This is a genomic window from Desulfovibrio ferrophilus (assembly GCF_003966735.1).
In the GTDB taxonomy this organism is placed as follows: Bacteria; Desulfobacterota; Desulfovibrionia; order Desulfovibrionales; family Desulfovibrionaceae; genus Desulfovibrio_Q; species Desulfovibrio_Q ferrophilus.
Genome location: NZ_AP017378.1, coordinates 1259664 through 1272148 on the forward strand (window position 1 = coordinate 1259664; position 12485 = coordinate 1272148).

Here is a 12485-nt window from a genome sequence, read left to right on the forward strand (position 1 = left end):
ACGGACAGCGTTCAAAAGCCGTACTTTGCCGTCAATTCAGCGACTCGGGCCACGACATCCTCCGACATATCCCCGCGCAACCCGTACTGCAACGTGGCACTGTGGTTTATCGGACCACATCCCCGCCCGGGAGCAAACCCCGTGCGCAGCCCGAGGTTCAAATATTCCTGCGCCAGAGAAATGGCCTGATCCAGATGCAGCCCGTGACCCAAACCCGCAGCAATAGCCGCAGACAGGGTACAGCCAGTACCGTGAGTGTTGGTGGTTTCCACGCGCTCCTGTTCCAGCACCAACGGCTCGTGGCCTGGCATGAACAGCCAATCAGCCATCCTGCCCTGCCCCAACTCACTTTCGTCAAAATGTCCGCCCTTGATAAGTACGGCTCCGGCACCCATATCATGCAGTCTGGCCGCCGCCTCGTGGAGGTCAACCTCCCCTGCTATTTCAATATTGGCGAGCAGTTCAGCCTCAGGACGGTTGGGGGTCAACAAATCGGCAAGCGGCAACATCCGCTCACGCAGGGCCTGAACGGCATCTTCCTGAAGCAGACGATGACCACTCTGACTGACACAAACGGGGTCCACCACCAGTGGGAAATTTTTACCTTCCAGCTTCTCGGCCAGGGACTCGATAATGGATGCGGAGAAAAGCATTCCTGTTTTGGCTGCAGCAACCTCAAAATCCTCCAGCACGGTAGTCAGCTGCAAGGCAACGAATTCGGCAGATGGTGCCTCGATACCCGTAACACCCATGGAATTCTGGGCGGTGAGCGCCGTGATCACGGACATTCCATAACCACCAAGCATGGCGAACGTCTTCAGATCGGCCTGGATTCCGGCTCCACCGCCGGAGTCCGACCCTGCAATGGTCAATATGGAAGGAGGATTGGGCATGAGCGCCTCTCACATAAATATTGTTAACACAAATCCAGGGCCAATTCAGTCAATCGCCTGACCTGTCCGCACCTGAAAAAACTCGAGACCGCCAGGCACACGATGACCTGTATCATGAAATTTGCTGAATGCACGAAATCCACACAGCGCAGCATCTTTTCTTCGCTGACCGTTCAAAAACAGTAAGGGCTAGAAGCCAGGGAAAATCAAGGCCGACGCGTATTCAACATACACGAAGATTTGATTCTCGCGCAGCGACACCGTCCTCGCGGGATTTTCAACGGTCTATCTGTTCACTGCTTCCTGGAGTCGGTAACGAAGATGGGTAAAACGCTTGCGACTCTCCTTGCGCCCCAGGCCGATGTTCATGGCCCGGGTCTGGCCGATCATGACAGCCAGGCGCTTGGCCCGCGTCAATCCCGTGTAGATCAGGTTCCGCTCAAGCATCACGTAGTGCTGTGTGACCACGGGCATGACCACTGCTGGGTATTCACTGCCCTGGGATTTATGAACGCTGATGGCATAGGCAGGCGCCAATTCATCCAGTTCAAAGGACTCGTACATGACCATGCGCCCGTCAAAATTGACCAACACTTCGCCATCATTGGGGTCCACGTCCTCAATCCAGCCCAGGTCGCCGTTGAAGACATCCTTATCGTAATCATTCTTGAGCTGCAGGACCCGATCGCCCACGCGATAAATGGTGTTACCACGCTTGATCTCGCGGCCACTCGGGTTGATCCGCTCCTGGAGCAGGGCATTCAGGGCCTGGGTGCCTAGCTCCCCCTTATGAATGGGGGTCAGCACCTGGATATCCCGTTTCGGGTCCAGGCCATAGGCCGTGGGGATGCGCTCAGTCACCAATTCAAGGATGTAACGCTGGATATCGGCTGCTTCCTGACGACGCACCCAGAAAAAATCATGCTCCGGACCCGGAGGCTCGGGATTCTCGGGGAGTTGGCCGTTATTGATGCGATGGGCGTTGGTCACAATCAGACTCTCCCGAGCCTGACGATAAATACGAGTCAGCACCGCACTGGGTACGGCCTGGGAATCGATGACATCAGACAAAATATTGCCAGGCCCCACACTGGGCAACTGATTGACGTCGCCAATGAGAATCAGGCGACAGGTCAGAGGCAATGCCCGCAGCAGCGCCAAAAACAATGACACATCCAGCATACTGGCTTCGTCCACCACCACGGCGTCGGCCTTGAGCTTGTCATCCTCACTCTTGGCAAAGCCACCGTCAGGCGAATACTGGAGCAGCCGATGCAGGGTTGAGGCAGGGAACCCCGTGGCTTCGGCCATGCGCTTGGCAGCTCGGCCCGTGGGAGCGGCAAGCTTGATCCTGAACTTCATCTCGTCCAGGCACTGAACCATGATGCGCGTAATAGTGGTTTTGCCCGTTCCCGGCCCACCTGTAATGACAAAAATCTTGTTTTCGCAACCACCCAACACGGCCTCGCGCTGTTCGCCGGACAGTTCGATCTTGTCCGAGGCCTCCAGTCTGGGCATCACCGTGCGGATTTTCTTTATATCCAGCGGTGTAGGATGCTCGATGAGATGATACAGGCGAGAGGCAATCTCCGTCTCCTGCCTGTAGTGTTGCATCAGATACACGGCACGCTCGATGCCCTGAGCCGAGAGGTCCTCCACCATGACCTTCTTGCGCACGGACAGATCACCGACGGCGGCCTCCACCTGCACAGGGCCAATGGCGACGTACTCGTCGCAAGGCCAGCCTTCCTCGTCCAGAGGAATATCAAACTCGGTAGGTGCAGCCCCGCCGCAGCCGGTCTGTCCGCCTTCCAGCAATCCCAAAACCGCCGGAACGAGTTTCTCAAAGGGCAGGAACAGGTGCCCCTTGTCCGAGGAGGCCGACGACAGGGCATAAATCACCGCCGCCTCGATACGCTGCGGAGCGTCCGTGGCAAAGCCAAGTTTCAGGGCCATGTTGTCCGCAGTACGGAACGCCACGCCTCGAATCTCATAGGCCAATTCGTAGGGATTATCCTTGAGCTTTTTGACTGCGCTGTTGCCATAGCGCTGATAGATACGAGCAGCATGAGTGGGCGAAACATCATGGGATTGCAGGAACAGCATCAGGTTGCGCACCTCGTGCTGCGCGTCCCATGATTCCTTGATTTTACTCAAGGTCTTGCGCCCCACACCTTCAACGGCAAGCAACTTCTCCGGCTCGCTGTCGAGGATATCGAGCACCTCGGTGCCAAAGGCCTCCACGAGCCGCTTGGCCATAACCTTGCCAACGCCCTTGATCAGACCCGAGGCCAGATAACGGCGAATGCCATTTTCGGTGGCGGGCATCATCTGCTGGCAGACATGCACCTCAAACTGGCGACCGAACTTGGGGTGTTCCTTCCAACAGCCGGAAAGCTCCACCATCTCGCCGGGGTTGATCTCGGGCATCACACCGACGACCGTAACCGATCCAAGACCGTTATCCGCATGAACACGCGCAACGGTCCATCCGTTGGATGGGTTATGAAAGGTAATATTCCGTACTTCGGCCTTGAGCGTATCGCTCATCTGTCCCTCGCTGGGATGCAAGAATGCCGGGAGCGCGTAGAAACGCCCCCGGCCTGAATATCAATCGCCGAAGTGGCTACACATCCTGACGATGCTGCAACGACTGCCGTAAAGTTTCGCGGTCAATGTATTTGACCTCGGCACCCAGTGGAATGCCCTGAGCCAACCGGCTGATCTTGACCCCGGGGAAACGGCGCTCCACCAGGTCCTTGATGAACGATGCGGTGGTTTCGGCCTCCAGGGTTGTGCCCAAAGCCAGAATGATCTCACCGACTTTGCCTTCATCCAGGCGGCGCACCAAACGGTCCACCTCAAGGGTACTGGAGGAGACATTCGCCAAGGGTTCCAGCAGGCCACCCAAGACCAGGTATTTGCCCTTGTAGAAACCGCCCTCTTCGATAGTCAGCAGGCTGTCCCATTCGGCCACAACCATGAGCTGTGAATCATCACGCCCAGGATTGGCGCAAATGCAGCAGGGGTTGCAGTCGGACAGACTGGCACAACGCTCACAAAAAAAGAGTTTCTCACGCAATTCCAGAATGCTCTGGCCCAAGCCCTGTGCTTTGGGCATGGGCCACTTGAGCAATTCCAAAGCGGCACGCAAGGCGCTTTTGGGGCCGAGTCCGGGCAATTTGGATAATTGATCCACCACCACCCGGAGTGCTTCAGGAAGCTGATCCTGCATGCGAAGCCCTAGAAGATTCCCGGAATATTGATACCGCCAGTCAGGCCTTTCATCTCGGATTCAGCAAAATCCTTGCCCTTTTTCACGGCTTCGTTGACTGCGGCCAGAACCAGATCCTGCAGCATGTCCACGTCTTCGGGATCGATCACGGAAGGATCAATTTTCACGGACTTGACCACGCCACTGCAAGTGGCTTCCACGGTCACCATACCGCCACCGCTAGAGGCCTCGACAACCTTGTCTTCCATCTCTTCCTGCAGTTTCTGCATTTTTTTCTGCATCATCTGCGCCTGACGGACCATATCGTTCATACCACGCATATCAATCTCCTTGTCTGTGCTGTCGTTTCAAAGGTGTCGGAGCACCTTTCCCTAATCTTCTTTCGCGGGCCGCACATCCACGATGCGCGCATCAAAGCCTTCCATCACGGCTTCAACCAAAGGATGCTTGGTGGCATCCTTACGAAGCTCCTTATGATTGACCTGCTTCTTTTCCGGTGCCGTGCACTGCACTTCCACACCGGGCCCGAAATATTCATGTGCCAGTCTGGTCAGGGTATGGAAGGCCTCGCCACGCTTAATCTGCTCCATATGCAGCCGACTGACGCATTCCAGAATGACCCTTCCGTCCTCAATGACTGCATGCGCTTGTTGCAGGCCGTTGATCCCCTGTCCGGTTTTATCCTGCACTTCCGCCGCATAGCCCAGAAACCCTTTCCAGGTCTTGGGACCATCTACGACAGGGACGCCGTGCCCAGCCCCTGAGTCTTCCTCCGCAGGTGCAGGATCGGAATCCTGGTTCCCTGAAGTCGCTGCTGAGTCAGGAGCAGAAGCTGGTGCCGGGGCAGCAGGGGCCGAACGCCTGGGTGGAGCCTGCTCCATGGATTCATAGGCTGGGTGAGCCGAGTCATGCAGGGGAACCGGAGTCGACTGCCGCACCGGGGTCGAAGCTGCTGGCGGCCCTGGAGCTGCCGGTGCCTGCCCTGTGGAGGCAATACTCTCCAGAGGCATCAGTCTGGGCAAATAGGCCAGATTGAGAAGCAGGAGTTCCAGAGCCAACGCAGGTTCCACGCTGGATTTGACCCGTTGCTGACCTTCCAGCGTCAACTGCCAGCAGGCATGGATATGCGCCAGACTGAACCGTCCTGACCACTCACGCCACTGATCGGCCTCTTCTCCGGGCACATCCAAAACATCCATGGCCTTGTCGCCAGCCTGAGCCAGCAAAAACATATTGCGCCAGCACTCGGTCAATTCGCGCAAAAAGAATCCCAGATCCAGTCCCTGATCCAGCACCTCTCGCAAAATGCGTGAAACGCCTACACAATCCTGTCCCTGCACCGCTTCCAGCAGGCGGAACATGATATCGCGGCCGGCCAGCCCCAGAACTTGGCGCACATCGGAAGCGGTCAACCGCTCACTGCCCAAGGCCAAGACCTGCCCCATCAGCGACATGGAGTCTCGCACACTACCTGCGCCACGGCGGGCAAGGAGCAGCACGGCATCCTCGTCAAACGGCAGGGATTCCTTTTCCAGGATGCTGGTCAGATGCTCTTCCAGTTCCTTCTGAGTCAAACGCTGATAGGTATAATGCTGGCAACGGGAAATGATGGTGGCCGGAAACTTGTGCGGTTCCGTGGTGGCCATGATGAAGGTCGCGTGAGGCGGCGGTTCCTCCAGGGTCTTCAACAAGGCGTTGAAAGCACCCTTGGAGAGCATGTGCGCCTCGTCGATGATGAAGACCTTGTAGCGACAGTCAATGGGCGCAAAGCCCACGTCTTCCTTCAGGGAACGAACGTTGTCCACACCGGTGTGGGACGCACCATCGATCTCGGCCACATCCACGGCGGCTCCGGCCTGAATCTGGCGACAATGGCTGCATTGGTTGCAGGGCTCAGCGGTAGGTCCGTTCTCGCAGTTAATGGCCTTGGCGAAGATACGGGCGATGGTAGTCTTGCCCACGCCTCGAGTGCCGGAAAAGAGATAGGCCGGCGCCACGGTATCGGTCTGAGCCGCCCGCGACAAAATGGCCTTGATCATCTCCTGCCCAGCGACTTCGGAAAACAGCTGCGGGCGATACTTGTGCGTCAGATGCGACTGGCTCATGGCGTCCCGGAATCCTCGCCGCACCGAACCGAATCGGTACGGCGAGGTCGTGTTAATGGCGAATCAGGTCGTGTATCGATCTAGACAGAATACTTATCAAGCCAGGAATCGTACTTGGGGTTCTCGCCCTTGACGACCTTGAAGTATTCCTTCTGCAAGTGCTTGGCCACGGGACCGGCCTTGCCCTCGCCGATCTCACGGCGATCAACCTCTCGGATGGGGGTTACTTCGGCGGCAGTGCCACAGAAGAAAGCCTCGTCCGAGGTGTACAACTCGTCGCGGGTAAAGCGCTGTTCGATGATTTCGTAGCCAAGGTCCTTGGCAAGGGTGATCAAACTATTGCGGGTCAGACCGTCCAGCACACTGGTCAGCGGAGTGGTCTTGATCTTGCCGCCGCGCACGATGAAGATGTTCTCACCGGTCGCCTCGGACACGTAGCCCGCAGTATCCAGCATCAGAGCCTCGTCATAGCCATCAGCCACGGCTTCGCGCTTGGCCAGGATGGAGTTGACGTAATTGCCCACGGTCTTGGCCTTGGTCATCATCACGTTGACGTGATGGCGGGTGAAGGTGGAGGTCTTCACGCGGATGCCCTTTTCCAGGGCGTCTTCACCCAGATAGGCTCCCCAAGGCCAGGTGGCGATGATGGTTTGAATGGGGTTGTTGCCGGGATGAACTCCCATCACACCTTCACCAATGAAGGACAGAGGACGGATATAGCCCTCTTCCAGCTTATTGACCTTTAGGGTTTCAAGCACGGCGTCGTAGATCTCGTCGACCGTGAAGGGGATCTTCATCTCCATGATCTTGGCGGAGTTGAAATGTCTGACGATGTGCTCGCGCAGGCGGAATACGGCGGACTCGCCGGAAGCGAGTTTGTAGGACCGGATGCCTTCAAATACGCCGCACCCGTAGTGCAGAGTATGGGTCAGGACATGAACGTTGGCCTCATCCCAGGGGACGAGCTTGCCGTCGAACCAGATTTTTTCGGCTTTCTGGACCATGGAAACTCCCTCTTTGATTCTGATTTGTACATCACGGCAAAGCCTGGGCAAAAGCTCAACTGAGCGTGCCTGGCGGGCAGCTATGAATGCCGCAGGAGCCTAAGAAAAACCAGCGGGGAGGTCAAGAAAAGTCGGGCCCTGGCCCGCGTGTTACTTCTTGGTTCTCTTCTTGTGTGTGCCCTTGAAGCGAATCAGAATCGGAGCCATGGTGATGCCCACGAGCTTACGCACCTGATTTTCCAGATAACGGGCGTAGGACGGCGGGATGAGCTTGGAATCGTTCAGGAAGAAGACAAAGGTTGGCGGCAGAGTGTCGGCCTGAGTCAAATAATAGAACTTGGCGCGGCGGCGCTTGACCACCGGCGGCTGGTGGCGATCAATCACGGCCTGCATGATGCGGTTCAGTTGACCGGTACCCACACGCAGAGAACATTCCTTGATGATCTTCTCGGCAAGGGGCAACAGTCCACCCAGACCAGCCTTGGTCAGCGCACTGGTATAAACCACCGGAGCGTGCTTGATAATGGAAAGTTCCTGGGTGAAATGCTCTTTGAGCTTGTCGAGTTCACCACGGCCGGGAATCAGATCTGTCTTGTTCACGGCAACAATGATCGGAGTCTTTTCCCGGTCCAGGAAATTGATCAGCCGCTTATCCTGATGAGATAACGTCTGGGTGCCATCCAGCACCAGCACGGCAACCTGTGCCTTCTGCGAGGCCTTGAGCGCCTTCATGATGGAGAACTGCTCCAGAGAATCGGTGATCCTGGTGCGACGACGCACACCGGCAGTATCCACGAAGGTGTACTTCTTGCCCTGGCGCTCAAAGGTCACATCCACGCTATCACGGGTGGTTCCGGCCTTGTCGGAGACAATCATGCGGCGTTCGCCAAGAACGGCATTGATGAGGGAGGACTTGCCCGCGTTGGGGCGACCGAGCATGGCAATGCGCAAGCCCTGCTTTTCCTCGTCGTAAGCCTCTTCCTCGCTCTCGATGCTGTTGTCCTTCAGAAATTTTTCAACCCGATCCATCATCTCGTGAATGCCATAGCCATGAGAAGCGGACACGCTGATCATATCCATACCCAAGGCATGGAAATCGGCGGTCAGGGATTCCTGCTCATGACCATCGACCTTGTTGACCACAAGCAGGGTCGGCAGACCGGAGGCACGCAGGTCACGGGCCACACGCTCATCAACGGGCATTAGTCCCTCGCGGGCATCCACAACCAGCAGTACGGCATTGGCCTCGCCCATGGCTTCGTTGGCCTGATCCATGATGTCGCGTTCGAAATCACCATCGCCCTCGGGCACAAGGCCGCCGGTATCCACCAGACCGAAAGGCTGGGCTCCGCTCCTGGGGCGCACCAGTCCGTAGATTCGGTCGCGGGTCACGCCGGGCTGGTCATGGGTGATCGCCTTGTTAGAGCGAATCATCCGATTAAATAGCGTGGACTTACCCACGTTGGGGCGTCCGATAAGAGCGATGGTAGCAAGCATGATGGTTCCGTTGTACTGGATTTTCAGGGGATTTGGAATGCGAAAACGCGGGCCCGGCGAGGAATATCATCCCAACCGGCCCGCGTATCTATACGCTATCGGCCCATTGCGCAAGTAAAATACAACATGGGCATTATAAAATTATCGAATTTATTTCCCCGAACGAGCAAACGCCGCGGGGATGGACTCGGCATACGGCGGCTCCAGAATCCCTTCTTCGGTGATGATTCCGGCGATGAGTTCATTGGGTGTCGGGTCAAAGGCCAGATTATAGACCTCCACTCCATCGGGCACAATCTGGGTCTCGCCCACATGGGTCACCTCGCGTGGGGTGCGGTCTTCAATGGGGATGTCGTCGCCGGTCGGGGTCTCGCGATCGATAGTGGACAGCGGAGCCGCCACGTAGAACGGAACCCCGAAGTGCTTGGCCAGAATCGCCACACCCATGGTGCCGATCTTGTTGGCCGCATCACCGTTGGCCGCGATGCGGTCGGCGCCGACCACGACTTTATCCACCAGGCCCTTCTTCATGAGCAACGCACAGGCGTTATCACAGGCGACCTTGACCGGAATGCCATCCTTCATGAGTTCCCATGAGGTCAGGCGTGCGCCCTGCAAAAAGGGGCGGGTTTCATTGGCGATGACATTGATCTTCTTCTTACCCGCGTCCCAGGCTCCACGAATCACGCCCAGAGCCGTGCCGTAATCACTGGTTGCCAAGGCGCCCGCGTTGCAGTGGGTCATCACGGTGTCACCGTCGTTGATGACCGTCCCGCCGATCTCGCCCAACTTGCGACAGAAGCGCTTGTCCTCTTCGTGGATTTCCTTGGCCAATTCCAGCCACATGGCACGCAGTCCGGCATTGTCCAACTCTAGCTGTTCGTCCCAAGCGGCGCGCATACGGCGCACCCCCCAACGCAGATTCACAGCCGTGGGCCGGGCGTCTTCCAGCTTGATGAGCAACTCGTCCAATTTCTGCTTCCAATTGTCGCCAGCCGGGGCGGCCTCTTTGGCAGCCAGATAGCAGCCATAGGCCGCGGTTACACCAATGGCGGGAGCACCACGAATGACCATGACCTGAAGCGCAAAGATGGTGCTGTCGGTATCCGTGCAGGCGTACCAGTCTTCACGTGTGGGCAGAAAACGCTGATCCAAGAGGTCCAGCTGATCTTTAGTATCGTTCCAGACCATATGCCAATCCATTCGCTTGCTCCTTTGTCGGCTGCTGAAAAACACGTGTCTGCGGTGTTGCTTCAAACACATCAAACCCTCATGTATTCACAGATACATTTCAGCCTTGATGTGTTCTCGCGCCTACCATCCACGCATTTTTGAACAGCCAGGCTCTTTGGTCATTCTAAAAAGGGGCCAACCGGCCCCTTGAAATAATCTCATAATCAGTCGCTATTGCAGCCTCATGACGACAACCCTAGGCTTTCATAAAAAAATCAACAAAACCAACTTTCCACCCAAGGCGTTCAGCAACCATTCCTCTTAGCACTGCGGATTGTTCAGTTGGTGCCGGATGCAAGGCGTAAGCAGGATTCGAGATCGATGCGTATCAAAACATACGTGAGATTTCGAATCCTGCGTGACAACAAAGCAGACGGTGCCAAATGGGCAGTCCGCCCTAATTCAACTTCTCGTTGAGAAGTTGATTGGCCAACTTGGGATTAGCCTGCCCCTTGGTCTTGCGCATGATCTGCCCGACAAAGAAACCCATGAGCTTTTTCTTGCCACCCCGGAAGGCCTCGGCCTCGGACGGATTCTCGGCAATGACCTCGTCCACGGCGATTTCCAGTGCTCCGGTGTCGGAGATCTGCACCAAGCCCTTGTCCTTGACGTAGGCTTCGGGATCGCCGCCCTGCTCGAAGAGTTCCTTGAAAACCTTTTGCCCCACCTTCTGGTTGATGGAGCCTTCGTCCACAATTCTGACCAACGTCCCAAAGTCCTTGGGAGCCAAGCCACAATCGGCCACGGAGCAGACGTTGTCGTTCAACATGCGGCGCATGTCGGACATCATCCAGTTGGCAACCTTCTTGGGATTGTCGAAGCCCTCAATAGCAGCTTCATAATACTCGGCCAACGCACGATCAGCGGTCAAGACCTCGGCATCAGAGGCTGGCAGGCCGTACTGTTCCATGAACCGAGCGAACTTGGCTTCGGGCAGCTCGGGCAACGAGGCACCTATTTCATCCACCCAGGTCTGTTCCAGTACCAATGGCACCAGATCCGGATCCGGGAAATAGCGATAGTCGTGGGCCTCTTCCTTGCCACGCATGGCATGGGTCGTGCCCGCGTCAGCATCATAGAGCCGAGTTTGCTGCACTACAGCCTCACCATCATCCACCAAGTCTTCCTGACGTTCGATCTCATAGGCAATAGCCCGGCGCACATTACGGAACGAGTTCATGTTCTTCAGCTCGGTACGAGTACCAAGCTCCTTCTGCCCCACAGGACGGATGGAAATATTGGCGTCGCAACGGAAGGAGCCTTCGTCCATATTGCCGTCGCAGATGCCCAAGTACAGCAGAATGGCGTGCAGCTTGCGCAGGTAGGCCTCGGCTTCCTCCGGGCTGCTCATGTCCGGCTCGCTGACAATCTCGATCAGTGGCGTACTGGCACGGTTCAGGTCCACAAAACTGGCATTCTCAGCCTGGGAGTGAATGGATTTTCCGGCGTCAGCTTCCATGTGAATGCGCGTGACTCCAACGGTCTTCTTGCCGCCCTTCTCGGTCTCGATGTCGATTTTGCCATGCTCGGCAATGGGCAACTCGAACTGCGAGATTTGATACCCCATGGGCAGGTCGGGATAAAAATAGTTCTTGCGGGCGAACACATTCTTCAGGTTCACGGAACAGCCCGTAGCCAATGCCATGCGGGTGGCATACTCCACGGCCCGCTCATTGATAACGGGCAACGCGCCAGGCATGCCGGAGCACACGGGGCAAACGTTGGAGTTGGGCTCTTTGCCGAACTCGGTAGAGCAGGAACAAAACAGCTTGGACTTGGTCTTCAGCTGGGCATGGACCTCGAGGCCGATAACGGCTTCGTACTGGGGCATGGGATCACCTTCGAACGTTCGTTAATTATTCTAAATATTTGTCGTTACTATTTATTTGCGTACAGCGAAGGATTGAGTTTGGGATCGTTGTACATCTTAAATTGATAATAGACCTTGGGACGCTTGGTTCCGGCAGCGTATTCCTCCAGCAGTTCGGAAACGCTGCGGGCCAGATCGTCACGCTGCTCTTCGAGCACCGCCAGTTTGGAACGACAGGAATCCAGATGTTCCTGATCCACATCATCCCGCTCGGTCTGTTCACGCATATGAAAAATTTTCAGGGCAATAATGGACAACCGATCCAAGGCCGTCCCCACGGTCTCGGTATTATAGCGCTCTGGAGCTTCAGCTGGAATGAGCGGTGATACCAAAGGCACGAGGCAGGCGTCCACCTTCTCGATAAGGTCGTTGCGGCGCTGATTCAGGCCATCGATCCGGCGCTTGCAATCAGCAATAATCTCAGGGCCGACATCCACGCGTCTGGCTTCGTCTTCCACATGCCAGAGTTGGTAGTTGGCCTGATGCTCGCGGGCTGCCATGGCGATCATGACCTGCAAATCTCCTGCAGGAGCAGGTTCGGGCAATTCACCGGGGTCACCTTGATGCCAGGAGTCAACCTGTAGGCCCTGTTCTTCGATGATATGGGAAACGGCCTGCTGTATATCGGCCAAAGTCGTGGTCATATGT

General features: G+C 56.5%; 10 protein-coding genes. All 10 read right to left on the reverse strand.

Annotated elements, in window-relative coordinates; all coding sequences use genetic code 11:
• Nucleotides 1-11 precede the first annotated feature (11 nt).
• Nucleotides 12-893, reverse strand: a complete 882-nt coding sequence (gene thiD / locus EL361_RS05845) for a bifunctional hydroxymethylpyrimidine kinase/phosphomethylpyrimidine kinase (RefSeq protein WP_126377529.1) — start codon at nt 891-893, stop codon at nt 12-14.
• A 285-nt stretch (nt 894-1178) separates the two neighbouring features.
• Nucleotides 1179-3443 (reverse strand): SF1B family DNA helicase RecD2, encoded by a 2265-nt coding sequence (recD2, locus tag EL361_RS05850; protein WP_126377531.1) that lies wholly within the window; start codon nt 3441-3443, stop codon nt 1179-1181.
• A 76-nt stretch (nt 3444-3519) separates the two neighbouring features.
• On the reverse strand, nt 3520-4128 hold the full coding sequence (gene recR, locus EL361_RS05855; RefSeq protein ID WP_126377533.1) for a recombination mediator RecR: 609 nt from the start codon (nt 4126-4128) through the stop codon (nt 3520-3522).
• Nucleotides 4129-4136: 8 nt separating this feature from the next.
• On the reverse strand, nt 4137-4448 hold the full coding sequence (locus EL361_RS05860; RefSeq protein ID WP_126377535.1) for a YbaB/EbfC family nucleoid-associated protein: 312 nt from the start codon (nt 4446-4448) through the stop codon (nt 4137-4139).
• A gap of 51 nt (nt 4449-4499) precedes the next feature.
• On the reverse strand, nt 4500-6233 hold the full coding sequence (gene dnaX / locus EL361_RS05865) for a DNA polymerase III subunit gamma/tau (RefSeq protein WP_126377537.1): 1734 nt from the start codon (nt 6231-6233) through the stop codon (nt 4500-4502).
• Nucleotides 6234-6313: 80 nt separating this feature from the next.
• Nucleotides 6314-7237: a branched-chain amino acid transaminase gene (locus EL361_RS05870; RefSeq protein ID WP_126377539.1), complete on the reverse strand. Its 924-nt coding sequence runs from the start codon at nt 7235-7237 to the stop codon at nt 6314-6316.
• Nucleotides 7238-7387: 150 nt separating this feature from the next.
• Complete coding sequence (gene der / locus EL361_RS05875; protein ID WP_126377541.1) at nt 7388-8734, reverse strand: ribosome biogenesis GTPase Der; 1347 nt, start codon at nt 8732-8734, stop codon at nt 7388-7390.
• Nucleotides 8735-8884: 150 nt separating this feature from the next.
• Nucleotides 8885-9937 carry an S-methyl-5-thioribose-1-phosphate isomerase gene (gene mtnA, locus EL361_RS05880; protein WP_126377543.1) on the reverse strand — a complete coding sequence of 351 codons (1053 nt, stop codon included), beginning with the start codon at nt 9935-9937 and terminating at the stop codon, nt 8885-8887.
• Between the two features lie 427 nt (nt 9938-10364).
• Nucleotides 10365-11798 (reverse strand): Asp-tRNA(Asn)/Glu-tRNA(Gln) amidotransferase subunit GatB, encoded by a 1434-nt coding sequence (gene gatB / locus EL361_RS05885; RefSeq protein ID WP_126377545.1) that lies wholly within the window; start codon nt 11796-11798, stop codon nt 10365-10367.
• A 47-nt stretch (nt 11799-11845) separates the two neighbouring features.
• Entirely contained in the window at nt 11846-12481 is a 636-nt protein-coding gene (locus EL361_RS05890) for a DUF4254 domain-containing protein (RefSeq protein ID WP_126377547.1), read from the reverse strand.
• Nucleotides 12482-12485: the final 4 nt, after the last annotated feature.

Bases quoted from the DNA above. Each gene is read 5' to 3' on its own strand.
- EL361_RS05890 (WP_126377547.1), bottom strand. From the start codon at position 12,481: ATGACCACGACTTTGGCCGATATACAGCAGGCCGTTTCCCATATCATC.
- recR (WP_126377533.1), bottom strand. From the start codon at position 4,128: ATGCAGGATCAGCTTCCTGAAGCACTCCGGGTGGTGGTGGATCAATTA.
- EL361_RS05860 (WP_126377535.1), bottom strand. From the start codon at position 4,448: ATGCGTGGTATGAACGATATGGTCCGTCAGGCGCAGATGATGCAGAAA.
- mtnA (WP_126377543.1), bottom strand. From the start codon at position 9,937: ATGGATTGGCATATGGTCTGGAACGATACTAAAGATCAGCTGGACCTC.
- EL361_RS05870 (WP_126377539.1), bottom strand. From the start codon at position 7,237: ATGGTCCAGAAAGCCGAAAAAATCTGGTTCGACGGCAAGCTCGTCCCC.
- der (WP_126377541.1), bottom strand. From the start codon at position 8,734: ATGCTTGCTACCATCGCTCTTATCGGACGCCCCAACGTGGGTAAGTCC.
- recD2 (WP_126377531.1), bottom strand. From the start codon at position 3,443: ATGAGCGATACGCTCAAGGCCGAAGTACGGAATATTACCTTTCATAAC.
- dnaX (WP_126377537.1), bottom strand. From the start codon at position 6,233: ATGAGCCAGTCGCATCTGACGCACAAGTATCGCCCGCAGCTGTTTTCC.
- thiD (WP_126377529.1), bottom strand. From the start codon at position 893: ATGCCCAATCCTCCTTCCATATTGACCATTGCAGGGTCGGACTCCGGC.
- gatB (WP_126377545.1), bottom strand. From the start codon at position 11,798: ATGCCCCAGTACGAAGCCGTTATCGGCCTCGAGGTCCATGCCCAGCTG.